21 protein-coding genes, 2 tRNA genes and 1 pseudogene are annotated in these 23,901 nt (G+C 63.9%); 11 read left to right on the top strand and 13 right to left on the bottom strand.

What is annotated here, in order from left to right; all coding sequences use genetic code 11:
* Positions 1 to 38: 38 nt before the first annotated feature.
* The 6 genes from QQS38_RS13200 to QQS38_RS13175 all read right to left on the bottom strand — a co-directional run bounded on the left by QQS38_RS13200 (position 39) and on the right by QQS38_RS13175 (position 5,223).
* Positions 39 to 115, bottom strand: a tRNA-Val gene (locus QQS38_RS13200).
* Positions 116 to 184: 69 nt separating this feature from the next.
* The gene (locus QQS38_RS13195; RefSeq protein WP_479645820.1) at positions 185 to 2,419 is read right to left on the bottom strand and encodes a RelA/SpoT family protein; all 2,235 of its coding nucleotides are present in this window, start codon (positions 2,417 to 2,419) and stop codon (positions 185 to 187) included.
* Positions 2,420 to 2,484: 65 nt separating this feature from the next.
* The gene (locus tag QQS38_RS13190) at positions 2,485 to 2,838 is read right to left on the bottom strand and encodes a RidA family protein (protein ID WP_479645819.1); all 354 of its coding nucleotides are present in this window, start codon (positions 2,836 to 2,838) and stop codon (positions 2,485 to 2,487) included.
* 69 nt (positions 2,839 to 2,907) lie between these two features.
* Positions 2,908 to 3,798 carry an alpha/beta fold hydrolase gene (locus QQS38_RS13185; RefSeq protein WP_479645818.1) on the bottom strand — a complete coding sequence of 297 codons (891 nt, stop codon included), beginning with the start codon at positions 3,796 to 3,798 and terminating at the stop codon, positions 2,908 to 2,910.
* A 77-nt stretch (positions 3,799 to 3,875) separates the two neighbouring features.
* On the bottom strand, positions 3,876 to 4,517 hold the full coding sequence (locus QQS38_RS13180; RefSeq protein WP_479645817.1) for a CoA transferase subunit B: 642 nt from the start codon (positions 4,515 to 4,517) through the stop codon (positions 3,876 to 3,878).
* Position 4,518: 1 nt separating this feature from the next.
* Positions 4,519 to 5,223: a CoA transferase subunit A gene (locus QQS38_RS13175; protein WP_479645816.1), complete on the bottom strand. Its 705-nt coding sequence runs from the start codon at positions 5,221 to 5,223 to the stop codon at positions 4,519 to 4,521.
* 227 nt (positions 5,224 to 5,450) lie between these two features.
* Here QQS38_RS13175 and QQS38_RS13170 point away from each other — a divergent pair, with 227 nt between their 5' ends.
* Entirely contained in the window at positions 5,451 to 5,996 is a 546-nt protein-coding gene (locus QQS38_RS13170; RefSeq protein WP_479645815.1) for a LuxR C-terminal-related transcriptional regulator, read from the top strand.
* A gap of 59 nt (positions 5,997 to 6,055) precedes the next feature.
* Here the strand turns inward: QQS38_RS13170 and QQS38_RS13165 are convergent, their stop codons facing one another.
* Positions 6,056 to 6,460 (bottom strand): acyl-CoA thioesterase, encoded by a 405-nt coding sequence (locus QQS38_RS13165; protein ID WP_479645972.1) that lies wholly within the window; start codon positions 6,458 to 6,460, stop codon positions 6,056 to 6,058.
* 105 nt (positions 6,461 to 6,565) lie between these two features.
* Complete coding sequence (locus QQS38_RS13160; RefSeq protein WP_479645814.1) at positions 6,566 to 7,345, bottom strand: SDR family oxidoreductase; 780 nt, start codon at positions 7,343 to 7,345, stop codon at positions 6,566 to 6,568.
* Positions 7,346 to 7,550: 205 nt separating this feature from the next.
* On the opposite strand from QQS38_RS13160, the gene QQS38_RS13155 reads away from it, so the two are divergent.
* Positions 7,551 to 9,224 carry an electron transfer flavoprotein-ubiquinone oxidoreductase gene (locus tag QQS38_RS13155; protein WP_479645813.1) on the top strand — a complete coding sequence of 558 codons (1,674 nt, stop codon included), beginning with the start codon at positions 7,551 to 7,553 and terminating at the stop codon, positions 9,222 to 9,224.
* Between the two features lie 279 nt (positions 9,225 to 9,503).
* Here the strand turns inward: QQS38_RS13155 and aroC are convergent, their stop codons facing one another.
* The 3 genes from aroC to QQS38_RS13140 form a co-directional block, all read right to left on the bottom strand.
* Positions 9,504 to 10,604 (bottom strand): chorismate synthase, encoded by a 1,101-nt coding sequence (gene aroC / locus QQS38_RS13150; protein ID WP_479645812.1) that lies wholly within the window; start codon positions 10,602 to 10,604, stop codon positions 9,504 to 9,506.
* A 113-nt stretch (positions 10,605 to 10,717) separates the two neighbouring features.
* Positions 10,718 to 12,655: an MFS transporter gene (locus QQS38_RS13145; protein ID WP_479645811.1), complete on the bottom strand. Its 1,938-nt coding sequence runs from the start codon at positions 12,653 to 12,655 to the stop codon at positions 10,718 to 10,720.
* A gap of 23 nt (positions 12,656 to 12,678) precedes the next feature.
* Complete coding sequence (locus QQS38_RS13140; protein ID WP_479645810.1) at positions 12,679 to 13,137, bottom strand: CBS domain-containing protein; 459 nt, start codon at positions 13,135 to 13,137, stop codon at positions 12,679 to 12,681.
* A gap of 181 nt (positions 13,138 to 13,318) precedes the next feature.
* Between QQS38_RS13140 and QQS38_RS13135 the strand changes: the two genes are divergently transcribed.
* The 3 genes from QQS38_RS13135 to QQS38_RS13125 all read left to right on the top strand — a co-directional run bounded on the left by QQS38_RS13135 (position 13,319) and on the right by QQS38_RS13125 (position 15,976).
* Positions 13,319 to 14,638 carry an O-acetylhomoserine aminocarboxypropyltransferase gene (locus tag QQS38_RS13135; RefSeq protein ID WP_479645971.1) on the top strand — a complete coding sequence of 440 codons (1,320 nt, stop codon included), beginning with the start codon at positions 13,319 to 13,321 and terminating at the stop codon, positions 14,636 to 14,638.
* Positions 14,635 to 15,471, top strand: coding sequence for an alpha/beta fold hydrolase (locus tag QQS38_RS13130; protein WP_479645809.1), 837 nt, complete (start codon positions 14,635 to 14,637; stop codon positions 15,469 to 15,471). Before QQS38_RS13135 ends, QQS38_RS13130 begins: the two co-directional genes overlap by 4 nt.
* A gap of 184 nt (positions 15,472 to 15,655) precedes the next feature.
* Complete coding sequence (locus QQS38_RS13125) at positions 15,656 to 15,976, top strand: Mpo1-like protein (RefSeq protein ID WP_479645808.1); 321 nt, start codon at positions 15,656 to 15,658, stop codon at positions 15,974 to 15,976.
* A gap of 122 nt (positions 15,977 to 16,098) precedes the next feature.
* On the opposite strand, the gene QQS38_RS13120 is transcribed toward QQS38_RS13125, so the two are convergent.
* Positions 16,099 to 17,400, bottom strand: coding sequence for a YihY family inner membrane protein (locus tag QQS38_RS13120; RefSeq protein ID WP_479645807.1), 1,302 nt, complete (start codon positions 17,398 to 17,400; stop codon positions 16,099 to 16,101).
* 88 nt (positions 17,401 to 17,488) lie between these two features.
* On the opposite strand from QQS38_RS13120, the gene wrbA reads away from it, so the two are divergent.
* The 5 genes and pseudogenes from wrbA to QQS38_RS13095 all read left to right on the top strand — a co-directional run.
* Complete coding sequence (wrbA, locus tag QQS38_RS13115) at positions 17,489 to 18,091, top strand: NAD(P)H:quinone oxidoreductase (protein ID WP_479645806.1); 603 nt, start codon at positions 17,489 to 17,491, stop codon at positions 18,089 to 18,091.
* The gene (locus QQS38_RS13110) at positions 18,088 to 18,513 is read left to right on the top strand and encodes a DUF2069 domain-containing protein (protein WP_479645805.1); all 426 of its coding nucleotides are present in this window, start codon (positions 18,088 to 18,090) and stop codon (positions 18,511 to 18,513) included. Before wrbA ends, QQS38_RS13110 begins: the two co-directional genes overlap by 4 nt.
* 108 nt (positions 18,514 to 18,621) lie before the next feature.
* The gene (locus QQS38_RS13105) at positions 18,622 to 20,058 is read left to right on the top strand and encodes an FAD-binding oxidoreductase (protein WP_479645804.1); all 1,437 of its coding nucleotides are present in this window, start codon (positions 18,622 to 18,624) and stop codon (positions 20,056 to 20,058) included.
* Positions 20,059 to 20,146: 88 nt separating this feature from the next.
* Positions 20,147 to 20,995 (top strand): metallophosphoesterase, encoded by an 849-nt coding sequence (locus QQS38_RS13100; protein WP_479645803.1) that lies wholly within the window; start codon positions 20,147 to 20,149, stop codon positions 20,993 to 20,995.
* 1,402 nt (positions 20,996 to 22,397) lie between these two features.
* Positions 22,398 to 22,673, top strand: a pseudogene (locus QQS38_RS13095) (lysozyme inhibitor LprI family protein); the annotation flags it as partial.
* A 407-nt stretch (positions 22,674 to 23,080) separates the two neighbouring features.
* Here the strand turns inward: QQS38_RS13095 and QQS38_RS13090 are convergent.
* Positions 23,081 to 23,157 (bottom strand) — tRNA-Pro (locus QQS38_RS13090).
* A gap of 170 nt (positions 23,158 to 23,327) precedes the next feature.
* On the opposite strand from QQS38_RS13090, the gene QQS38_RS13085 reads away from it, so the two are divergent.
* The gene (locus QQS38_RS13085; protein ID WP_479645802.1) at positions 23,328 to 23,786 is read left to right on the top strand and encodes a SixA phosphatase family protein; all 459 of its coding nucleotides are present in this window, start codon (positions 23,328 to 23,330) and stop codon (positions 23,784 to 23,786) included.
* Positions 23,787 to 23,901 lie beyond the last annotated feature (115 nt).

The raw sequence follows: 23,901 nt of genomic DNA, 5'->3' as shown, positions 1-23,901 counted from the left end.
CTTGAATATCCGGCATGCGCCGGGCATTCGATTTTCGTTGGTAGGCTCGATTGGACTCGAACCAACGACCCCCACCATGTCAAGGTGGTGCTCTAACCAGCTGAGCTACGAGCCTGAAGAAGACGAGATTATATGGAGCTCATCTGACCTTGGCAAGCCCTTTTATGCTTCCACATGCAAAAAATTACGCCTTGCGCGCGGCGCGCACGACGCCGGTCACTTCGCCGAGCAACGTGCAGGCGCGCTGCACTTGTGATGAGGTCGACACCTCGACGGTGAACTGCATGAACGCCGCGTTGCGCCGGCTCATGGTCTTCACGCCGACCACATTCATCTTCTCGCGCGCGAAGACTTCGGAGATATCGCGCAGCAGGCCCTGACGGTCCTGCGCCTCGATCACGATATCGACGGGATAGACCGACGAGCCGCGCCCTTTCATCACGTCGGCCGACCACGCCGTTTGCAGCACGCGCTCGGGGGCCCGCGCCGCCATCCGCTGAAACGTCGCGCAATCGCTGCGATGGATCGACATGCCCTTGCCGCGCGTCACGAAGCCGCTGATCTCGTCGGGCGGCGCGGGCCGACAGCACCGCGCGAGCTGCGTGAGCAGCGCATCGACGCCGACCACGAGCACGCCCGTCGACGCGCCGCGCGCCACGCTTGCGCCGCTGCCGCGCTTTTCGAACTGCTCGGGCAGATCCGGCTGCGGTTCGGGCGGCGCGGTATCGGAGAGCGCCTGCTCGATGCTGCGCAAGCTGAACTCTTCCTTGCCCACGACGTTGAACAGATCCTCCGGCGACTTGAAACCGAGCTTGGCCGCGAGTTGATCCAGATTGACCGACGTCTTGCCTTCGCGCTGCAACGTCTTTTCGACCAGCGCTCGACCGTTGGCGATGGTCTCTTGCAAGTCCACCGCGTTGAACCACGCGCGCACCTTTTGCTTCGCGCGGTTGCTGTGCAAATAGCCGAGCTGGGGATTGAGCCAATCGCGCGAGGGCCCGCCCTCCTTCACCGCCACGATCTCGACCGTCTGCCCGTTTTGCAGCGTCGTGTTCAGCGGCGCCATCGCCCCGTCCACGCGGGCGCCGCGGCAGCGGTGGCCGAGCTCGCTGTGCAAGTGATAAGCGAAGTCGAGCGGCGTCGCGCCTTGCGGCAGCGCGATCACGCGCGCTTGCGGGGTCAACACGTAGATGTGGTCGTCGTCGAGCGTCGCTTGGCGCAATTGCTCCCAAGCGTTGGCCGCATCCGGCTCCCCTTCGGCGACGTCCTCTTTCCAGGCGAGCAATTGCCGCAACCACGCGATTTTCTCGTCGTATTTGTCGCTCGCGCTGAACTGCCCGCCGTAGCCGCGCGCGCCCGCCTCCTTGTAGCGCCAATGCGCGGCGACGCCGTATTCGGCAAAGCGATGCATCTCGTGTGTACGGATCTGCACTTCGAATGCGCGGCCATCATCGCCGATGACGACCGTATGCAACGACTTGTACCCGTTGGGCTTCGGTCGCGAGATGTAATCGTCGAATTCCTTGGGCACCGGCTGCCACAGGTTGTGCACGATGCCGAGCACCGTGTAGCAATCCTTGATGTCCGGCACGATGACGCGAAACGCGCGCACGTCGTAAAGCTCGGCGAAGTCGAGCGCCTTGCCGCGCATCTTGCGCCAGATGCTGTAGATATGCTTTGGCCGCCCGCTGACCTCGGCCGCGATGTGCGCGGCGGCAAGCTCGTCCTGCAGCCGTGCGATGGCCTGAGCAACGTAGCTCTCGCGCTCGACCCGTTTTTCGTCGAGCAGCTTGGCGATACGCTTGTAGGTGTCCGGATCTTCGAAACGAAACGCCAGATCCTCGAGTTCCCACTTCAGTTGCCAGATCCCGAGGCGATTGGCGAGCGGCGCGTAGATCTCGAGCGTCTCGCGGGCGACGTCGAGCCCGGGCGAACTTTTCGCGGCCGCGTAAAAGCGCAGCGTCTGTAAGCGTGAGGCGAGCCGAATCAATACGACGCGAATGTCTTGCGCGAAGGCGAGCAGCATCTTGCGCAACGCTTCGATTTGCGCGCGCCGCGCGGCTTGGGCGTCGCGGCCGCCCTCGAGCGAAACGCTTTGCGCCGCGCGCAAGCTGACCGTGCCGAGCCGCAACAGCTTGCGCACGTCGCCCACGAGTTGCGCCGCTTCTTCGCCGAAACGTTCGGCAATGACCCGCTCGGGATCCGCCAGATGCGGCGTGAGCGCGAACAGCGCCGCCGCCAGCACCGCAGGCGGGTCGACGTTGAGCTTGGCGACGATGGCGGCCGTGCCTGCCGCATGATCGGCCAGCCGCTCTCCCGACGAGAGCAACACATCGCCCGCGTGCTCGCGCACGAAGGCGAGCGCGTCTTCGTAGGACGGCGACGGCGACGCACCGCTCGCGACCGTGTCGGCGCTCATCGTTGGACTTTGATTCTGAACAGCCACTGCGCACCGCTCATGCTAGTTGCACCGATGCCGTCCGCTCAGCTGCGTTGCGCCGCGACGACGACGATTTCGACGAGGCATTCGGGATTGGCCAGCTTCGCCTCCACAGTCGCTCGAGGCGGCGTTGCGTCCGGCGCGACCCAATCGTCCCACACGGCATTCATGCCGCCGAAAAAGGTCATGTCCGACAGGTAGATCTGCACCGACAGCAGATGCGATTTGTCGCTATTGGCTTCCGCCAGCAGCCGATCGATGTGGCCGAGCACCTCGCGCGTCTGACCCGTAATGTCCTGGTTCGTGTCTTCGGCGATCTGCCCGGCGAGATACACCGTGCCATTGTGGATGGCGATTTCGGAGAGGCGCTTGCCGACGTGATGACGAATGACTGCCATGTCGAGGTTCCTGTTCTAGAGGGTGGGCGAGCCTGCGCAATGCCGCTTTCGCGACAGCGCAAAACGCTATTATGACTCGCCGACGAAGAACTGCCTCGCCACGGCGATCTGCTCCGGATCCAAGAATGCCGGCGCATGGCCCACGTCGGGGATTTCCACTGATGTAACCGAGGGCCCACGTTCCCTCATGCGCGCTACCGTCTCGCGCGAGAGCAGGTCGGACTCGGCCCCGCGCACGACCAAAACCGGCCCCGCGATCTGTTCGAACAGGCGCCACAGCGCCGCTTCGCCCGCGGCCGCCGCTTCGGGCGTCGCCGCCCGAAACGGCACGGCGACCGCCGGGTCGTAGCGAAACGCCCACGCCCCGTCCTCACACTGGCGAAAGAGCGGCGCATTGATCTCGTGCCACTCGTCGGCCGTCAGCGGGCCGAAGCTCGCCGCCAATGCCGCGGCATGGGCGACGGCTTCCTCCCTTGTCGCGAAGCGCGGGTTCTGCCCGACGTAGGCGCCGATCCGTGTCAGCGCTTCGGGCTCGATGTGCGGGCCGATGTCGTTGACGAGCAGCTTGCGCACGGGCGAGCCAGGCAACCCGGCCAGGGTCATGCCGATCAGCCCGCCCATCGACGTGCCGAACCAATCGACGTTTTCGACATCGAGCCGCGCGATCAGCGTGACCATATCGGCGACGTATTGCGGCACGACATAGCGGCTCGGGTCGGTCAGCCAATCGGAAAGGCCGCGGCCGACGACATCGGGACAAACGACACGGTAGGCATCGCTCAGCGCGGCAGCAACCCGGTCGAAGTCGCGCCCGCTTCGCGTGAGCCCATGCACGCAGACGAGCACTCGCGGATTTTCGCGATCACCCCACTCCGTATAGGCGATCCGGTGCAAGCCGGTGGAGCTCGCGCACTGGACGTAGCGTTGCTCGGGAACAGCGCCATTGCGCATCGGGCTCATTTATCGTCGTCCTTGACTCGGGGCGGCGCGGCGGCCGCCCCGATGGGTCGGTCATGCGCCGCGTTCGGCGCGCGCCATCACTGCAATGCGCTCGTATCGAGCGGCGCCCCGGTCTTGGCCTTGATTTCATCGACGCTCACGCCCGGCGCGAGCTCGACGAGCGCAAGTCCCGCATCGGTCACGTCGATCACACCCAGGTCGGTGATGATCCGGTCGACGACGCCCACGCCCGTCAACGGCAACGCGCAGCTTTCGAGAATCTTGTGCTGATCGCCCTTGGCCACGTGCTCCATCAAAACGACTACGCGCTTGACGCCGGCGACGAGGTCCATCGCCCCGCCCATGCCCTTGATCATCTTGCCGGGAATCATCCAATTGGCGAGATCGCCGTTCTTGCTGACCTGCATCGCCCCGAGGATCGCCAGGTTGATGTGGCCGCCGCGGATCATGGCGAACGAATCGGCCGACGAGAAAATCGACGAGCCGGGCAGCGTCGTGATCGTCTGCTTGCCGGCGTTGATCAGATCGGCGTCGAGCTCGTCTTCGGTCGGCGACGGGCCGATGCCGAGCAAGCCATTTTCCGATTGCAGCCACACATCGATGCCGGGCGGCACGTAATTGGCGACGAGCGTGGGCAATCCGATGCCCAAATTCACGTAGAAGCCGTCTTGCAGCTCTTTGGCCGCGCGCGCAGCCATCTCTTCACGGGTCCAAGCCATGTCAGTCTCCTTTCGCGCGCACGACGCGTTGTTCGATGCGTTTTTCAGGATGCGCATTGAGTACGATGCGCTGCACGAAGATGCCCGGCGTGTGAATCGCATCCGGGTCGAGTTCGCCCACCTCGACGATCTCTTCGACTTCGGCCACCGTGATGCGCCCCGCCATCGCGCACATCGGGTTGAAGTTGCGGGCGGTGCGGCGATAGATGAGATTGCCGGACTTGTCGGCCTTCCAGGCTTTCACGAGTGCGATGTCCGCCGTCAGCGAGCGTTCGAGCACGTAATGGTTATCGCCGAACTGTCGCGTTTCCTTGCCTTCGGCAATGACGGTGCCGAACCCGGTGGCGGTGAAGAAGGCAGGGATGCCCGCGCCGCCCGCCCGCAGCTTTTCGGCCAGCGTGCCTTGCGGCGTGAATTCGAGCTCGAGTTCGCCGGCCAGAAACTGGCGCTCGAACTCCTTGTTCTCGCCGACGTACGACGAGATCATCTTCTTGATTTGGCGTGTTTCGAGCAGCAGGCCCAGGCCGAAGCCGTCGACGCCCGCGTTGTTGCTGATGCAGGTGATGCCCTTCACGGCCGTGTCGCGCAGCGCGGCGATCAGCGCCTCGGGAATGCCGCACAGGCCGAAGCCGCCGACGGCGAACGTCTGACCGTCCTTGACGATGCCTTCGAGCGCGGCGGCCGCGCTTGGATAGACTTTATTCATCTGAGTGTCCCTTCCATGATGGAAATCCGTGATCGGATGGCGGCTAGCCCCAACGCTGAGTCGATGCTTATTCTAGTCGTCGAGCGCGCGTCCGTACGGGTGAAAGACGCGCTTGCCGCGCTTCGTTTAATGGGCCAAAGGGTACGATGGGCGGCGCTTGCGGCACAATACGCAAAAATACATAAGCGAAAGCCCCCGTGCGAAACCGTGCCGGCCTGCCGCGAATCATGCCCAAAATCGATTACCAGACCGCCTTCCATCTCGCGCCGATCGGCCTCGTGCTCTCGCGCGATCGCGCCATCGAGGATTGCAACGATGCGGTTGCCGCCATCTTTCGTTGCGATCGCTCGGCGCTCATCGGCCGCTCGTTCGAAGTCCTGTATCCGTCGTCGGACGAGTTCGAGCGAATCGGCGAGCGCATCGGTCCGATCATGACGGCGCAAGGGAGCTACGCCGACGATCGGATCATGAAACGTGCCGACGGCGAACTCTTCTGGTGCCATGTCACGGGCCGGGCGCTCGAGCGCCATGCGCCGCTCGCCGCCGGTGTCTGGACCTTCGAGGATTTGAGTGCGACGCGCCGCGTGGCCGTCGAGCTGACGCCGCGCGAACGCGAAGTGGCGGCGCAACTGGCCACAGGCAAAACGAGCAAGCAGATAGGCCGCGCACTGGACATCAGCTCGCGCACGGTCGACATTTACCGCGCTCGGCTCATGCGCAAGTACGGCAGCGGCAACGCGACCGAACTCATGCAGCGGCTGCTCGGCCAATGAGCCCGCCGCCGGCTCGCCGAGCGCAGCGCCGCGGTGCACGTGAATCCTCGCTGTGCGCCTTAGCGCGCGCGTTCAAGCCGGGGATGCTCGAGCAGAGCACGTAAGCTTTCGGGCAACGGCACCGAGCGACCTGCCGCGTAGTCGATCCAGACGCAGCGGGCGGCGCCGCGCGCATAGAGCGTGCCGGGATCGTCGGCGCGCCGCAATTCGAACCCCGTATCGAAGCTGCTGCGCCCTGGCTTGGCGACCGACATCACCCCGATCACCTCGCCGGGATAGTGCAGCTGCCGCAGAAATTCCATCGACGCGTTGACGATCACGGGCCCCTGCCCTTGCTCGGCCCCGCCGGCGAGGCCCACCGCCTCGAACCAGCTGATCCGCACCTGCTCCATGTAGCGAAAGTACACCGTGTTGTTCACGTGCCCGAACGCATCCATGTCGCCCCACCGAATCGGCATCGACATTTCAAACACGGGCTCGTATCCGTTGCTCGCCGCCGCTGTCACATCCATCACTTCCGCCACTTTCGCTTGCACCTCTTTCGAAACGTTTGAATTTGCACCGCGCAGTCAAGCGAGCGCGAAACCGTCGTCGGCCGCTATCACGGCGCCATTGATGTACTGCGATTCGTCGGCCGCCAGCAACAGCAACAAGCCGTCGAGGTCCTCCGGCTGCCCGACGCGGCGGCGCGGCAACATCGACAGCAGCTTCTGCCCCGACTCGGTGGACCAATGCGCATGATTGATCTCGGTGTCGATGTAGCCCGGCGCGATGGCGTTCACGTTGATGCCGTGGCGGCCCCACTCGAGCGCCATGGCGCGCGTCATGTGAACGACAGCGGCCTTGCTCATCGAATACAGGCCGATCTGCGGCAAAACGCGCAGCCCCGCCACCGACGCGATGTTGATGATGCGGTAGGCGGGCTTCTGCGCCGCGCCGCCCGAGCGCATCATCATCCGCTTGGCTACCTCCTGCGCCACGAAAAACGCCCCGCGCGTGTTCGTATCGAACACGTATTCGTAGTCGGCTGGCGTGACTTCGGCGAGTTTTTGCGTCGTCGACACGCCGGAATTGTTCACCAGGATGTCGATCGTGCCGGCCTCGGTCTCGGCATGCGCGACAGCCGACTTGATGCTCTGGTAGTCGGTGACGTCCAGCGACACCACGTGCGCAGCACCGCCCGACGCCTCGATCTCGGCGCGCAATTCCTTCAACCGTTCCACGCGCCGGCTTGCCAGCACGACCTTCGCCCCCGCCTGCGACAGCACCAGCGCGAAGCGCTTGCCGAGTCCGCTTGACGCGCCGGTAATCAGCGCGACCTTTCCCTCAAGGTTGATCGAACGGCCCATACTCATTCCTTTAGTCGATTAACTTGCGCAAAACACGATCGAACGCCGGACATACAGCGGCAAAACGGCCGACACGAGCAGAGTCGCCACTCTATCATGTGAATAGAACGATCGTGCTAATCTCAGCGCATGCGGTTGCAGCGTCCCTATCGTTCGCTGACAATACGAACCCGAAAAAAAGCATTCTAATGGCTAAGGAGCCTCAATGACCCCCGAAAGTCTGATCGAGCAGTATGGCCCCCGCGAGTCGATGGAATACGACGTCGTGATCGTCGGCGGCGGTCCCGCCGGTCTGTCCGCCGCTATCCGGCTCAAGCAGCTCGCACAGGACAAGGGTGTCGAGCTGGGCGTGTGTGTGCTCGAGAAGGGTTCGGAGGTGGGCGCGCATATCTTGTCGGGCGCCGTGATGGATCCACGCGCCATTGGCGAGCTGATCCCCGATTGGAAGGAAAAAGGCGCGCCCTTGAACGTGGAGGTGACCGAAGACCGGTTCCTCTTCCTCACCGAAAAAGGCGCGGTCAAGACCCCGAACTGGGCGCTGCCCGAGAATTTCAAGAACCACGGCAACTATGTGATCAGCCTGGCCAACGTCACGCGCTGGCTCGGCCAACAGGCCGAAGCGCTCGGCGTGGAGATTTTTCCGGGCTTCGCCGCGGCCGAAGTGCTTTACAACGAGGACGGCTCGGTCAACGGCGTCGCCACGGGCAACATGGGCATCGGCAAAGACGGCGAGCCCACCGAGAACTTCCAGCTCGGCATGGAGCTGCACGCAAAGTACACGCTCTTTTGCGAGGGTGCGCGCGGGCATCTGGGCCGCCGGCTCAACGACAAATTCAAGCTCGACCAGGGCGCGGACCCGCAGGTCTACGGCATTGGCATCAAAGAGCTGTGGGAAATCGATCCGGCCAAACATCAGCCGGGGCTCGTGATCCACACGGCCGGCTGGCCGCTCGATTCGCAAACCTACGGCGGCTCGTTCCTCTATCACATCGACAACAACCAGGTGATGGTCGGGTTCGTGGTGGGGCTGGGTTATTCGAACCCGTATCTGTCGCCGTTCGAGGAATTTCAGCGCTACAAGACGCACCCGGAAATCCGCAAAATGCTCGAAGGCGGCAAGCGCATTTCGTACGGCGCCCGTGCGATTACCGCCGGGGGCCTGACCTCGCTGCCCAAGCTCGTGTTCCCTGGCGGTGCGCTCGTAGGCGACGACGCGGGCTTCCTGAACGCATCGCGCATCAAGGGCAGCCACGCCGCCATCAAGAGCGGCATGCTCGCGGCGCAGGCCGCATTCGATGCAGTCCAGGCCGGCCGCCAAGGCGACGAACTGACGGCCTACCCCGAGTCCTTCAAGCAATCGTGGCTGCATACGGAGCTGTATCGGGCACGCAACTTCAAGCAGTGGATGAGCAAGGGCTTGTATCTGGGCACGCTCATGGTGGGCATCGAGCAAAAGCTCCTAGGCGGGAACGTGCCGTGGACGCTGCATCATCAGCATCGCGATCACGAGATGCTCAAACCCGCATCGCAATGCACGCCGATCGCCTACCCGAAGCCCGACGGCAAGCTCACGTTCGATCGGCTGTCCTCGGTATTTCTTTCGAATACGAATCATGAGGAAAACCAGCCTGCCCATTTGACGCTGAAAGACGCGTCGGTGCCGGTCGACGTCAATCTACGCACTTACGCGGGTCCCGAAGGGCGCTATTGCCCCGCGGCCGTGTACGAGTTCGTCAAGAACGACGACGGCAGCGATCGCCTCGTCATCAACGCGCAAAACTGCGTGCATTGCAAGACCTGCGACATCAAGGACCCGACGCAGAACATCGTCTGGGTCACCCCCGAAGGCGGCGGCGGGCCGAACTACGCGAACATGTAAGTGCGGCGAGCCGCCCGCCTCGCGAGCCAGGCCGCTGCGCGCTAACGCGTGGTCGGGCTCTCCACGCGGGGTGCGCCGAAGGTTTGGAAGGGGAGTTGCTTCGGCGCGCTTCGATCGTCTTTCGCACGCGTTAGCGGCTCTGTGCCGCTGCGCAGGTTCAACGGCCCCGAGACCGGCCACCCGTCGCAGCCGCCACAGGCTGTGGGTTCGATCGGCGCAGTTCGGTGACGCATTCGAACGTGCCGAGCGGTGCGGTTGCAGCCGCCACGCGCGACGACTTCAGTCCGCCCGGGCCGCGATCTTCGGCGTTGCGACGTGGACGTCGCCGCATTGCGCGCGATGACGCAGTGCGTGGTCGATCAAGACGAGCGCGAGCATCGCTTCCGCGATCGGCGTTGCACGAATGCCGACGCAGGGGTCGTGGCGTCCGAACGTCTCGACCATGACAGGGTTGCCATGCTTGTCGATCGACCTGCGCGGCGTGCGGATACTCGAGGTGGGCTTGATCGCGATCGAAACCGTGATGTCCTGCCCTGTCGATATGCCCCCGAGCACACCGCCCGCGTGGTTTCCGATGAAGCCGCCCGGCGTCAGCTCGTCGCCGTGGACCGACCCGCGTTGAGCCACGCTCGCGAACCCGGCGCCGATCTCGACACCCTTGACCGCGTTGATCCCCATCATTGCATGAGCGATGTCTGCGTCGAGCCGATCGAACAACGGCTCGCCCCAACCTACCGGGACGCCGCTCGCTACGACGGCGATACGGGCGCCAATGGAATCGCCGTCCTTGCGTAGCGCATCCATATAAGCTTCGAGTTGGGGCACGATCTGCGCATTCGGTGCGAAAAAGGGGTTTTGCCGAACCTCGGACCAATCGACAAATGGAATGTCGATTTCGCCAAGCGCGCTCATATAGCCACGCACTTGCACACCGAACTTCTCGCTCAACCATTTTTTCGCCACGGCGCCTGCGGCGACGGTCGGCGCCGTCAACCGCGCCGACGAACGCCCGCCGCCGCGAAAGTCGCGCACGCCGTACTTGTGCCAGTACGTGTAATCGGCATGGCCCGGACGAAACGTTTCGGCGATGTTGCCGTAATCCTTGCTGCGTTGATCCGTATTGCGAATCAAAAGCGCGATGGGCGCGCCCGTAGTCGTGCCCTCGAACACGCCCGATAGGATTTCGACTTTGTCTTCTTCTTGCCGCTGTGTGACGTGGCGCGAGGTGCCGGGCTTGCGGCGATCGAGTTCGCCTTGGATGTCGGACTCGACGAGCGCCATGCCCGGCGGGCAGCCGTCGATCACGCAGCCGATCGCCGGCCCGTGCGATTCGCCGAACGTCGTGACGGTGAACAGCGTGCCGATAGTGTTGCCGGACATGAGCGTTGCCTCAGAGAAAAATGAATGAGCAAGGCGCTATTATGCCCTGCCACGACGGGCATACGCTCTGGGCCAGGCGAGCGCGGCGCGCGCCTTAGCGCTCGTTAGCGCGCCTAGCGGCGTGCGCCGCGCAAGTCGGCGACGATGCGCTGCAGCGTCTCGGGCGTCGCCGCTTCAGGGGGCAACGGCTCCCCCACGGCCAGCGTGAGACGACTCATCATGCCCTTTTTGATCGGGCGTGGCCAACGCGCGTCGGCATGGCGCGAGAACACGCTGCCCCACAGCCCGCGCAACGCCACGGGGATGACCGGCACCGGTGTGCGCGCGACGATCCGTGTGACGCCCTGTCGGAAGGGATTGATTTCGCCGTCGCGGGTGATCTTGCCTTCAGGGAAAATGCACACGAGCTCGCCTTCGGCCAACGCCGCCGCGCACGCATCGTAGGCGCGCTCCAGCATAGCGGCGTCCTCGTGCGCCGGCGCGATCGGAATCGCCTTCGCATGGCGAAACAGCCAGCCGGCGAGCGGCCTGCCGAAAATACGGTAATCCATCACGAACCGAATCGGCCTCGGGCTCTCGGCCATGATCACGACGGCATCGACGTAGCTGACGTGATTGCACACGAGCACCGCGGCGCCCGCCTCGGGGAGCCGCTCCGCATGCACGAGACGAATCCGGTAGAAGGTATGGACGAGCAGCCAGGCGATGAAGCGCAGCAAAAATTCGGGCACGAGCGAATAGATATAAGCCGCGACCGCAATATTGAGCAAAGCCGTGACCGCAAACAAACCTGGAATGCTGACGCCCGCGGCAGTGAGCGCAATCGCCATGAGCGCCGAGACGATCATGAAGAACGCATTGAGGATATTGTTCGCGGCGATGATGCGCGCCCGGTGCGTCGCCTGGCTGCGGCTTTGGATCAGCGCGTAGAGCGGCACGCTATAGAAGCCGCCGAACATCGCGAGCAGGAATAGATCGGCGAGAATGCGCCAGTGGCGGGCATGCGCCAGAAACTCGCCGACGCCGATCAGCCGCCCCGGCACGGGCAAGCCACGACTCGCCCAATACAGATCGAGCGCGAATACGCTAATTCCGATCGAACCGAGCGGCACGAGGCCGATCTCCACCCGCCGCTTCGATAGGCGCTCGCACAGCAGCGAGCCCGTCCCGATACCGACCGAGAACGTGGCGAGCAGCACCGTGACGACGTCCGGATTGGCAGACAGCACATCCTTGGCGTAACTGAAGAACGACGTGAGGAAAGTCGCGCCGACGAACCAGAGCCACGAGATGCCGAGCAAGCTCAGGAATACGGTGCGGTTTTCACGAGCGAGGGCTAGGTTCCGCCACGTCTCGGTAATGGGATTCCAATTGATCCGCAATTGCGGCTGGGGAGCGGGCGAGACCGGCACCCAACTCGACGCCGAGCGCCCTATCAGCGCAACGACGAGACAAGCGGCCGCCAGCAGCCACGCGCCCAGGCCGGGAGCCGCCGCCGCGGCGCCGCCGACGATCGTGCCGATCAGTATGGCGACGAACGTGCCCATTTCGACGAGCCCGTTGCCGCCGACGAGTTCGCGATCGTCCAGATGCTGCGGCAAATAAGCGTATTTGACCGGGCCGAAGACCGTGGAATGCACCCCCATCAGGAAAGTGCAGAGGTAAAGCAGCGGCGCGTGATGCGTGACGAAACCGGCGCCGCCGATCAACATCACGGCGATCTCGAACGTCTTGACCCAGCGCGTGAGCTGCGCTTTGTCGTACTTATCGGCGATTTGCCCCGCCGTAGCCGAGAACAGAACGAACGGCAGAATGAATATGGCTGAAATCAGGAACGCCGCGGTCTTGGCGTCGACGCCCGAGAAACGCGCCGTTTGAAACGTGACGAGGGAGCTGAACCCGACCTTGAAAACGTTATCGTTCAGTGCGCCGAGAAACTGCGTCCAAAAGAACGGCGCAAATCGCCGCTCGCCGAACAACGTGAACTGAGAATGGGTTGCGCGCGGAGCGCGGCGCGGCAACGGAGCGGCGGGCAGCGGTTGATCGCTCATGCGTCAAAAAGACCGAACCCGGGTCAGCGCGTGTCGCGCGCCTGACCGTCTTCGGGCCAATCGCGGATGTACGCCTTGAGCATGCGGTTCTCGAAGCTTTGCTCTTCTACGACGGCCTTGGCGACGTCATAGAACGAGATAACGCCCATTAGAGTGCGATTTTCCATGACGGGCAGATACCGGACGTGGTGCTCGAGCATCATGCGGCGCACTTCGTTGACATCCGTTTCTGGGGTGCAGGTGATCGGGTGATCGTCCATCACCTTACGGATCGTGGCCGTGCCGACGCTGCCGTTGTTCTGCTTGAGCGTCAGGATGATTTCGCGAAACGTCAGCATGCCGACGAGATCGCCGAATTCCATGATGACGAGCGAGCCGATGTCGTGCTCGGCCATCGTGCTGACCGCCTGGCTCAGCGGCGTATCGGGCGTAACCGTATAAAGCGTGTTGCCCTTGACCTTCAAGATGTCGCTGACTCTCATGGCGCTCTCCCGACAAAGCTTCAATGGATCGGTCGATCCTAGCGGAAAGGCCCGCAAAAGGAAAGCGAGGCGCAAGGTCCTACGACGGATGGAACCCTGCGCGAGAGGGGGCCGGCCACCAGCAAGCCGGTGTACGATGGCCGCCACCGCAACCTTTGCCGGGCGCCGCCCGGCCGACGCCATGTCCGCCAACCGCTTCGACACGCTAGCCGTGCATGCCGGCGCGGCCCCCGACCCCGCGACGGGGGCGCGCGCCACGCCCATCTATCAAAGCACCGCCTTCGTCTTTCGCGATGCCGACCATGCCGCCGCCCTGTTCAACATGGAGCGCGCCGGTCACGTCTACTCGCGCATCTCGAATCCGACCGTCGCGGTATTCGAGGAGCGCGTCGCGGCGCTCGAGAACGGCGTCGGCGCGATCGGCGCCGCCAGCGGCCAGGCCGCGCTGCATCTGGCCATCGCCACGCTGATGGGCGCCGGCTCCCATATCGTGGCATCGAGCGCGCTATATGGGGGCTCGCATAACCTGCTGCATTACACGCTGCGCCGCTTCGGCATCGAGACGACGTTCGTCAAACCGGGCGATCTCGACGCCTGGCGGGCCGCCGTTCGCCCCAACACCCGCTTGCTGCTGGGCGAAACGCTCGGCAATCCGAACCTGAACGTGCTCGATATCGCTGCGCTCGCCGAGATCGCGCACGCGCACGCGATCCCGCTGCTCGTCGATTCGACCTTCACCACTCCGTACCTTCTCAAGCCATTCGAGCACGGCGCCGATCTCGTCTATCACTCGGCTACTAAGTTCTTGGGCGGTCACGGCACCACCGTCGGCGGCGTGCTGGTCGACGCCGGCACGTTCGATTTCGCTGCGTCGGGGCGCTTTCCCGAATTCACCGAGCCTTACGACGGCTTCCATGGCATGGTGTTCGCCGAAGAAAGCACGGTGGCGCCTTTCCTGCTGCGCGCACGACGGGAAGGCCTGCGCGATTTCGGCGCATGCCTGCATCCGCAAGCCGCGTGGCAGTTGCTGCAAGGCATCGAGACCCTGCCGTTGCGGATGGAGCGACACGTCGCCAACACGCGCAAAATCGTGCAATTTCTCGCGGCCCAGCCGGCGGTGGAATCGGTCGCGTACCCCGAGTTGGAATCGCATCCCGATTACGCACTGTCCAAGCGCCTGCTGCCGCGCGGCGCCGGCGCGGTCGTCAGCTTCGACCTACGGGGCGACCGTGCCGCAGGGCGCCGCTTCATCGAAGCCTTGACGCTGTTCTCGCATCTGGCCAATGTCGGCGATGCGCGCTCGCTCGTCATTCACCCCGCTTCCACCACCCATTTCCGCATGGACGCCGCCGCGCTCGCTGCCGCCGGCATCGCCGAAGGCACGATCCGCCTGTCGATCGGCCTGGAGGATCCCGACGATCTGATCGACGATCTCAAGCGCGCGCTGAAAGCCGCCGGCAAAGCCACGGCCGGCGCGTCTGGGAAAAAGGAGACGACATGATCGTGACCGTCCAAGGCAAGTCCGCCTACGCCTACACCGGCGGCAAGGGCTTCGACGCGGCGCTGCCCACGGCCGTGTTCGTCCACGGCGCGCAGCACGACCATAGCGTGTGGGCGCTGCAAAGCCGCTATTTTGCGCACCACGGCTTCAATGTGCTTGCCGTCGATCTACCCGGACACTGCCGCAGCGAGGGCCTGGCGAAAACCACGATCGAGGCGCTGGCCGATTGGCTGGCCGACCTGCTCGACGCCGCCGGCGCCCCCGCCGCGCTCGTCGTCGGCCATAGCATGGGCTCGCTCGTCGCGCTCGATTTCGCCGGCCGTCACCCGGCGCGCGCGCTCGGCGCCGCACTCGTGGCGACGGCCGTTCCCATGGCCGTTTCCGATGCGCTGCTCGATGCGGCGCTCAATCGCGAGCCGGAAGCGATCGAACTCGTGAATCGCTGGTCGCACTCGAGCATCGCCGCCAAACCGTCCTGCCCCGGCCCCGGCTTTTGGCTCCACGGCGTGAACCAGCGCCTCATGGAACGCGTTTCGGCGCGCGGCGAGGCGCACCTGTTTCATACGGACTTCGCGGCTTGCAACGCCTACGCGCAGGGGCTCGAGCGCGCCGCGCAAGTGCGCTGCCCGGTGCGCCTCGTGCTGGGCGCAAAGGACATGATGACGCCGCCTCGGGCCGCGCGCTCGCTCGTGCAAGCGCTCCAGGCCGGCGGTGCGCCGGTGGATGTCGTCACGCTCGAAGCCGGACATGCGCTCATGGCCGAGCAGCCCGATGCCACGCTGGATGCGCTCTTCGCCTTCGCGCGTACCGTTGCCGCGACGCAACCGGCTTGACGCGCAGCGCGCGCTGCGGCTCGACCGATAGGCCGTAAGGCCGGGTTGCGCCTTCGCGGCGATCGCCGGACAATGGGTTTTGTCAGTCCAGGGCGGCGCGCGGCCGTGGCATGCTCTCGCGCCCCGCGTAGCGGCGCCCGCCTTGGCGCGCACACTCGTGCGCAACCGCGAACGGGAGGATGCGATGGCTCACAGCGCTCATACGGCTCATTTCGGCAGCTTCGCCGAGTTTTATCCGTTTTATCTCGGCGAGCACCGCAACCCGATTTGTCGTCGCCTGCATTTCGTCGGCTCGCTCGGGGTGATCGGCTGCTTGGCGATGGCGGTCGCGACGATGGCCTGGCTTTGGCTGCCCGCAGCCGTCGTTTGTGGATACGGGTTCGCTTGGGTGGGCCATTTCTTCTTCGAGAAGAACCGTCCCGCCACGTTCCGCCACCCGCTCTACAGCCTCATGGGCGACTGGGTGATGTTCAAGGACATTTGCATCGGCAAAATCGCGCTCTAGCCTTGTAGCGCTCGCGGCCGCTTCAGGTGCGACCCGGAGTGCTTAGCGCCCCGGTCGCATGCCGCAGCCGCCGGAATGTGCAGCGATTGTCGTTACAACGCAACGCGGCGGTCGCCTCGCCGCTACGCGGGTTGTTGCGGCCACGGCGCGCGCAGCGTATTGCCGCTGCCGTCCGGCGCGCCTCGCACACGACGGGCCGCCACGAGCACGGCCAATGTCAAATCGAGCTTCGGGTTGTGCAGCGCATCGAGCAGCAACGCGGCGTCCACTCGCGTGAAATCCAGCCGCAGTTGGTATTCGAGCTCGCGCCGGTCCACTACGAACATGTCGAACAACCGGCCCACCGTCACTTGCGCGGGATTGGCGATCAGCACGTAACGCGGCGCGGCCTCCCCGGCAAGCGGCGTCACCCAGCCGCGACGGTCGAGCTTGTTCACCAGCCGTGTCACGGTGTCGATATCGCAGCGAAGCATGCGCGCGAGCTCGATCGGCGTAAGGCCCGGTTTGCCCGCATCGCGCATCTCGTCCAAGCGCACCAGCAACTCGAGCGCATCGAGCAAGTCGCTGCCCGGGTAATGCCGCCGGTGAAACTGGCCCAAGCGGATCGCGGGCAGCGCGGATACGATCGTCGCGCCGGCAAGCGTGATGAACCAGCACAGATAGACCCACAACAAGAACAGCGGGACGAGCGCGAACGCGCCGTAAACAGCCGTATACGTCGGCATCCTGCGCACGTAATAACCGAAGCCCCGCTTGGCGAGCTCGAATGCAATGGCCGCCGCCAGCCCGCCCACCACGGCGTCGCGCCATGCAACCGAGCAATTGGGCAGGTACACGTAAAGCAGAGCGAATGCCAACGCGGTCAACGGCAACGATGCGCCGGTCAGCGCCCATTCGATCAGCGGAGGCACGTGCCCGTTGGCGAGCACGCTCGATTGAGTAAAAAGATACGAAGAAATCGATAGGCTCACGCCGATCAGGAGCGGGCCGAGCGTGATGATCGCCCAATAGACGAGCACACGCTGCGCAAACGGACGCGGTTTGGCGACGCGCCATATGACGTTCAGCGCGGATTCGACCGTCATCATCGTCATGACGGAGGTGACGAACAGCACGATCATCCCGGCCGTCGTCAGCCCCTTGGCCTTGGAAGCGAACTGATTCAGATACTTGAAGATTTGGTTGTTGATCTGATCGGGCATCAGGTGCTGCGCGAGGAATGTCTGCAGCGACATCTGAAACGTCGCGAAGATCGGAAAGGCCGTGAATAGCGCGAACGCGACCGTCGCGAGCGGAACGATCGCGAGCATCGTCGTAAACGTCAAGCTGCCGGCCACCTGAGCGATGCGGTCTTCGCCGATGCGCTTCATCGCAAAACGCGCGAGACGTTGAAGGGTCTGCAGTTCGGAGCTGAACGTGCGCAAGTCGAGGTTCTCCTTTTCGTTCGATCGCCGCACGCAGCGGCGCGGCGGCGTACACGCCCCTATAATAAGCCGCTCACGACCCATGCTCATGAAAGACATTCTCGTACTCTATTACAGCCGGCACGGGGCGACCCGCGATCTGGCATTGGCGCTCGCGCAAGGCGTGGACAGCGTCGCCGGCATGCAGGCGCGCGTGCGAACCGTGCCGGCCGTCTCGGCGGTGAGCGAAGCCACCGCGCCCGCGATTCCGTCCGACGGCCCGCCCTACGCCGAGCTGCGCGATCTCGAAGAATGCGCGGGGCTGGCCCTCGGCTCGCCCACGCGCTTCGGCAACATGGCGGCCTCGCTGAAGTACTTCCTGGACGGCACGACGCCGCAATGGATGAGCGGGGCCCTCTCGGGCAAGCCTGCCTGCGTATTCACCTCGACGAGCAGCCTGCACGGCGGGCAGGAATCGACACTGCTCTCGATGATGCTGCCGCTGCTGCACCACGGCATGTTGATGGTGGGCATCCCTTACACCGAAAGCACGCTCGCGACCACGCAAACAGGCGGCACGCCTTACGGCGCCTCGCACGTATCCGGCGCCGGCGCGCGCGAATCGACGTTGTCGGCCGACGAAAAGACGCTCGCGATTGCGCTTGGCGCCCGGCTCGCGCGCGCGGCCTCGCTGTTGGCGGGCCGGCCATGACGGCCGGCCGAGCCGGCGCGCCTGCCGCCGCCCGCGTCGTCCCGCGCAACGGTTGCGCGCTGGGCGCGGCGCTCGCCCTCGCGGCCCTGATCGTGCTGGCCGTGGCCTGGGAACGGTGGCTCGCTCCGCTGCGCCCGGGCGGATCGGCACTCGTGCTCAAGGCGCTGCCGCTCGTGTGCGCGTTGCCCGGTGTATGGCGGCATAAGCTTTACACATTGCAATGGGCGTCGATGCTCGTGCTGCTGTATCTGGCCGAAGGCGTGGTGCGCGGCATGACCGATGCCGGTTTATCCGCGCGGCTCGGTTGGGCCGAAGTCGTCCTCGCGGCGCTCTTTATCGGCTGCGCGCTTGCTTATCTGGCGCCCTTCAAGCGCGCAGCGCGCGCGGCACGCCGCGATGCGAGCGCGCCCGAGTCGACTTAGGGGCGCACGCCGCCTCGCACCCAACTTGACGCGCGCCCTCGCGCGCGGCGATTGCACGCCCTCGGTTTCCCGGCTATCGCGCATCTTGCGCAGGAAGGACGAACCATCATGACCGACACTCGTTCAGCGGCGCGCGACACATTCGTCGCCGCATGCCGCGCCGCAATCGGCGCGGCCAACGTTCTAACCGAGCCGCACGACACTGCGCCGTTCCTCACCGATTGGCGCCACCGCTACACGGGCGCCGCTTGCGCCGTGCTCCGCCCCGGCACGACGCAAGAAGTCGCCGCTATCGTCCGGCTCGCCAACGAGCACCGGGTGCCGCTGGTGCCCCAAGGGGGCAACACCGGCCTCGCGGGCGGCGCAACGCCCGATGACACGGGAGCGCAGGCGATCGTGAGCCTCGCCCGCTTGAACCGGGTTCGCGCACTCGATTCGCACAACAACACGATCACCGTGGAAGCGGGCGTCGTGCTGGCGCAAGTGCAGGAGCATGCGCGCGCGGCGGCACGCCTGTTCCCGCTGAGCCTGGCTGCCGAGGGCAGTTGCACGATCGGCGGCAACCTCTCGACGAACGCCGGCGGCACCGGCGTGCTGCGCTACGGCAACACCCGCGAGCTATGCCTCGGTCTGGAAGTCGTCACCGCGCAAGGCGAGATTTGGGACGGGCTGCGCGGCCTGCGCAAAGACAATACCGGTTACGATTTGCGCGATCTGTACATCGGCGCGGAGGGCACGCTCGGCATCATCACGGCCGCCGTCATGAAGCTGCATCCGCTGCCCGCCGCGCGCGTCACGGCGCTTGCAGCCCTCGCCTCGCCGCAGAGCGCGCTCGAGTTCCTAGCGCTCGCCCAGCGTCGTGCCGGTCCGCTGCTGACCGGATTCGAGTTGATGTCGGATTTTTGCTTGCGGCTGGTCGGAAAGCATTTTCCTCAGATGCGCTATCCCTTCGGCGAAACGCACGCGCAAATCGTCCTTCTCGAGCTATCGGACAACGAAAGCGAGGAACATGCTCGGTCTCTGTTCGAACAAATGATGGAACAAGCCCTCGAGTCGGGACTCGTCGAAGACGCTGTCGTCGCAGAAAACCTCGCGCAATCGAAAGCCTTTTGGGATTTGCGCGAGCACATCCCGCTCGCGCAGGCCCAAGAAGGCTTGAACATCAAACACGACATTGCAGTGCCGATCTCGAGCGTGGGCGCGTTCGTCGAGCAAACGGATGCGGCCATCGCACGGGAAGTGCCAGGCGCGCGCATGGTCACGTTCGGCCACCTGGGCGACGGCAACCTGCACTACAACGTGCAGGCCCCCGAAGGGGGCGATCCGAAGGCGTTTCTCGCGCGGCATCAAGCGCAATTGAATCGGATCGTCTATGAGAGCGTGCATCGGCACGCAGGCACGTTCAGCGCCGAGCACGGGGTAGGCCAACTGAAAGTGCCCGAGCTGTCGCATTACAAATCCCGCGTCGAGGTAGGCATCATGCGGGCGATCAAAGCGGCGCTGGACCCGCTCGGCCTGATGAACCCAGGCAAAGTGCTAGGCTAAGCATCGTCCCCGCCGCGCCACGCTCATCGATACCGCGGGCGGCGGTGGTTCAACCATCATCGAATCGATCGAGCAAAGAGGCGTTCCCGTGAAAATTCGCGTGTTGTCCGATCTGCATCTCGAGTGCGACGAGCCCGAGGTCGTCCCGCATACGGAGGCCGATCTCATCGTTCTTGCCGGGGACATCCACAATCACGCCGAGGGTATCCGCTGGGCGGCGCAAACCTTCGGCGGCCAAACGCCGGTCGTCTACGTGCCCGGCAACCACGAGTATTACGACGGCGAGTTCGGCGCGCTGGAAGTGGCGATGCGCGACGCCGCGGCGGGCGTCGATCAAGTGCATTACCTGAACAACGCGGCTTTGATCGATCCGGGCGGTCGCTGGCGCGTGCTCGGCACGACGCTGTGGACCGACTTCGCGCTGTTCGGCGCGAGCGAGGACGCCATCGCCGCGTCGATCGCCGCGGCGGAAAAAGTCATGCTCGATTTCCGCGGCCCGATACAGGTGACGTGGCCCTCGAGCGCGGCGGTTTCGGGCGTAGAGGGGAAAACTGCGCAAGCCGGCGCGGGGCCGCGGCTGTTCGCGCCGGCCGACACGCTGGTTCTGCACCGCCACGCGCGCGAGTGGCTGGCGAAGGAACTGCGCAAGCCGTTCGGTGGCCAGACCATCGTCGTCACGCATCATGCGCCGCATCGCGCGAGCCTCGCCGAACGCTTCGCTCAAGATCTTGCTTCGGCCGGCTTCATCAGCCACCTGCCCGAGCTGCTCGGGCCGTCCGTCGCGCTATGGATTCATGGGCATACCCATACCCCGTTCGATTACGTGGTCAATGGGACACGCATCGTATGCAACCCGCGTGGCTATATCGATCGACGCCGCAATCGGCTCGAGAATCCGCAGTTCGCCTGGGACAAGATCGTCGAGATCGACGCTTAGGGGCTGCCGCAACGAGCCCGCGGCGAAAACCGCCGGGTAGCGAAGAAACGAGGCGCTCAAGAGCATGGCCCTGCTGCCCCTGCGTCCACGGCAAGATCGAGGTGCGCGCTAACTGGAATGCGCACTTCGTTTGCCGTTCCCTTTCTCGGCGAAGACGCAATATGAAGCTCGCCTTCGACGAGATAAGCACGCTCGCGCAAGCCGGCAAACCCGAACGAGCCCATCTTGCACAACGTGGGCGTACCGTACGGGGACCTCAGGACTAATAACGCTATCGTCGAGTCCGTGGATCCCGCGGCTCCTCGAAACCACTAACAGGAGTCCCGGATTTTCAACGTTCGTGATACCCATCTGCTGAGCAATGCTTACCTTGGAATTGCGACCATCGAGTCTGTATAAAAACACCGTACAAAATTTAATCCGGGATACACTAGGTTGCCGTCAAGCTTGGCACAAAAACATCGACCAGACCTTTGCCTCGGGGAAAATCATGAAGAAGGTGACAATCGCCGCATTTTGCGCCGCGATCCTGACGTTGTCCGCGTGTGAAAAGGCTACGGATCAGCCTCGAACCGATGCGGCAAACGCAACACCTGCACCCAATAGTGCACCGACGACGCCAGTCCCAGCGCCGGCACCGGTACAGCCCCCGCACAATTATCAGATGGTCGATCAAGGAACATATGGCTATGAGCCGGCACTGAGCGAAGACGACATCAGGAAAGGCATAGCGACGAAGCCGCTCATTATGGTTCGCTACGAAGGCAATAGGAACGGCACATACATCATTCTGATTTTGGGAGTCGATCAGAATAATTCCAGCGTTGTGAACCGCGTCAGTTGCCAGCTTCCTTGCCAATACGCGAAGTCCGAGATGTTATTGGACGCCTCTGTGATCAGTACGGAGACGTTGCCTGTGAGACGCGATTCGATAATGGGCGCGATGCTGGAGGATGCGGTCTCCGGTCAACTTGCTCCATACGGCCAACGGCAGCATGACAGCCATATTGAGATGCAGCCCCAACCCGCAGTCTCGTCTCCGCTGTCGGCTGCCTCGTCCTCTGTCCAAATGTGGGTTGGCGCCCACGATACGAACCTACGGTCCTGCCCGGGCGTCGGATGTACACCGATGATCGTGATCCCGAAAGGCTCCGGCGTGAGCGTCGATATGTCTTCGGCCCAAACGGTGCCGCAATCCACCGATTCGTGGGTTCGCGCGACCTACTCAGGACCCTATTGCTCGCCCGAATCGATCGATCCGCAGTTGGGCTGCGTCGCTCCCGTACAATCGAGCAATCCTGTGAGTGGATGGCTGAATTTCTCGCTGCTATCGCAATCGCCTCGGCCTGCTTCCAATGCCACCCCGGCCGTGTCGGCCTCGGATCAATCGGCGACGACATATCAAACCAGCTTCGATTGTGCAAAGGCCACTTCTGTTCCCGATTATCTGATTTGTCATGATCCTGACCTTGCCATGTCCGATCGCGAGTTGGCCACGATTTATCAGCAAGCAAAGGCGGCGGTGACCGACAAGGCGGCCTTTACCGACCGCACGCGGAAGCAATGGAACTATCGCGAGAAGAACTGCAGGGACAAATCGTGTTTGGCAGCGTGGTACGCTGACCAGAAAATCGTATTAACCAAGATCGCGCAAACCGGTGATGTCAACGCACAATAGGGCTTACCGGTATGGGGCAATCGAAGGATCACGACACGGCGATCGCAAATGGGCTGCACACCCCAATAGCTGCAGACTCGCCGAATGGGCGTCTGCTAGGTCGAGCGATCGGTCCATCTTCCGCACTACGCCCGAACGCTCCCTTACACACGCGAATGCGTGCCCACCTGTATCAAACGCCAACTCCGAGAGGTCGAGCATCGCTACGTCCTCCGAGGCAACATAGGTCACCTGGAACATGGTGGGCTCGAGAAGCACGGGGCCGAGAACGCCACCTCCTGCGCGGCCTCGACAATCATGTCCAGTCTTATTGTTGAATTTCACACCCGCCGACGCATGGGCTATATGGCGGTCGCAAAGCAAGCCCGGCTGTAGCGACCGGGCCATGTGCTTGAGACTAAAACGATTGGTCGGAGCGATAGGATTCGAACCTACGACCCTCTGATCCCAAATCAGATGCGCTACCAGGCTGCGCTACGCTCCGACGAATCCGAGATTCTAGCTGCCTTGTCCTCGATCGGTCAATCTCGGCGCGAAGAACCTTTCAGCGCGGTTCGGTTCGCGCGGCTAACATTCACTCTGTAGCATCTCGCGGTTTTTGCATCCAATGACCGATGGCGTGCTCGCGCGCCCCTAGCGAAAGGAGGCAACGACATGGATTTGATTCTTTGGCGTCATGCGGAAGCGGAAGACACCGCGCCCAGCGACGCGGCCCGGCAACTCACTCCGCGCGGGCGCAAGCAAGCGCAAGCCGTCGCCAAATGGATCAGGCAACGGCTCAGCCCCGACGCCGTGATTCTGGCGAGCCCCACCGCTCGCACCGTCCAAACCGTAGAAGCGTTGACAGACCAATACCGCAGCGTGGATCGGCTCGCCCCCGGCGCCGAGCCGGAGGCGGTACTGGAAGCAGCCGGCTGGCCGGACGGCCTAGCTTCAATGGTCGTCATCGTCGGGCATCAACCCACCCTAGGCCTCGTCGCCTCGCATCTGGTAGCCGCGCAACGCGCCGAATGGACGATCAAGAAAGGCGGCCTGTGGTGGCTCGCGAATCGCGAGCGCAATGGCTCCGGACGGGTCGTGGTGCGGGCGGTCATTTCTCCCGATCTGCTTTAAACCCGATGAATCGCGCGTGTCCGCCGCGCGACATGTCATCGCAGCGACACGCGTTTGCCATGCAAACGTCATCGCCCGTTACTACATTGGCGAAGACCTAGCATGCCTTTCATCT

The sequence above is a fragment of the Trinickia sp. Z7 genome (genome assembly GCF_056498045.1).
This window is presented reverse-complemented; position numbering and strand designations above follow the sequence as displayed.

What these genes read in the sequence shown, in the direction of transcription:
- QQS38_RS13130 (WP_479645809.1), top strand. Translation starts at nt 14,635, where the DNA reads ATGATCGTGACCGTCCAAGGCAAGTCCGCCTACGCCTACACCGGCGGC.
- QQS38_RS13180 (WP_479645817.1), bottom strand. Translation starts at nt 4,517, where the DNA reads ATGGCTTGGACCCGTGAAGAGATGGCTGCGCGCGCGGCCAAAGAGCTG.
- QQS38_RS13105 (WP_479645804.1), top strand. Translation starts at nt 18,622, where the DNA reads ATGACCGACACTCGTTCAGCGGCGCGCGACACATTCGTCGCCGCATGC.
- QQS38_RS13160 (WP_479645814.1), bottom strand. Translation starts at nt 7,345, where the DNA reads ATGGGCCGTTCGATCAACCTTGAGGGAAAGGTCGCGCTGATTACCGGC.
- QQS38_RS13135 (WP_479645971.1), top strand. Translation starts at nt 13,319, where the DNA reads ATGTCCGCCAACCGCTTCGACACGCTAGCCGTGCATGCCGGCGCGGCC.
- QQS38_RS13165 (WP_479645972.1), bottom strand. Translation starts at nt 6,460, where the DNA reads ATGTCGATGCCGATTCGGTGGGGCGACATGGATGCGTTCGGGCACGTG.
- QQS38_RS13140 (WP_479645810.1), bottom strand. Translation starts at nt 13,137, where the DNA reads ATGAGAGTCAGCGACATCTTGAAGGTCAAGGGCAACACGCTTTATACG.
- QQS38_RS13110 (WP_479645805.1), top strand. Translation starts at nt 18,088, where the DNA reads ATGACGGCCGGCCGAGCCGGCGCGCCTGCCGCCGCCCGCGTCGTCCCG.
- QQS38_RS13145 (WP_479645811.1), bottom strand. Translation starts at nt 12,655, where the DNA reads ATGAGCGATCAACCGCTGCCCGCCGCTCCGTTGCCGCGCCGCGCTCCG.
- QQS38_RS13155 (WP_479645813.1), top strand. Translation starts at nt 7,551, where the DNA reads ATGACCCCCGAAAGTCTGATCGAGCAGTATGGCCCCCGCGAGTCGATG.
- aroC (WP_479645812.1), bottom strand. Translation starts at nt 10,604, where the DNA reads ATGTCCGGCAACACTATCGGCACGCTGTTCACCGTCACGACGTTCGGC.
- QQS38_RS13175 (WP_479645816.1), bottom strand. Translation starts at nt 5,223, where the DNA reads ATGAATAAAGTCTATCCAAGCGCGGCCGCCGCGCTCGAAGGCATCGTC.
- QQS38_RS13195 (WP_479645820.1), bottom strand. Translation starts at nt 2,419, where the DNA reads ATGAGCGCCGACACGGTCGCGAGCGGTGCGTCGCCGTCGCCGTCCTAC.
- wrbA (WP_479645806.1), top strand. Translation starts at nt 17,489, where the DNA reads ATGAAAGACATTCTCGTACTCTATTACAGCCGGCACGGGGCGACCCGC.
- QQS38_RS13125 (WP_479645808.1), top strand. Translation starts at nt 15,656, where the DNA reads ATGGCTCACAGCGCTCATACGGCTCATTTCGGCAGCTTCGCCGAGTTT.
- QQS38_RS13190 (WP_479645819.1), bottom strand. Translation starts at nt 2,838, where the DNA reads ATGGCAGTCATTCGTCATCACGTCGGCAAGCGCCTCTCCGAAATCGCC.
- QQS38_RS13170 (WP_479645815.1), top strand. Translation starts at nt 5,451, where the DNA reads ATGCCCAAAATCGATTACCAGACCGCCTTCCATCTCGCGCCGATCGGC.
- QQS38_RS13085 (WP_479645802.1), top strand. Translation starts at nt 23,328, where the DNA reads ATGGATTTGATTCTTTGGCGTCATGCGGAAGCGGAAGACACCGCGCCC.
- QQS38_RS13185 (WP_479645818.1), bottom strand. Translation starts at nt 3,798, where the DNA reads ATGAGCCCGATGCGCAATGGCGCTGTTCCCGAGCAACGCTACGTCCAG.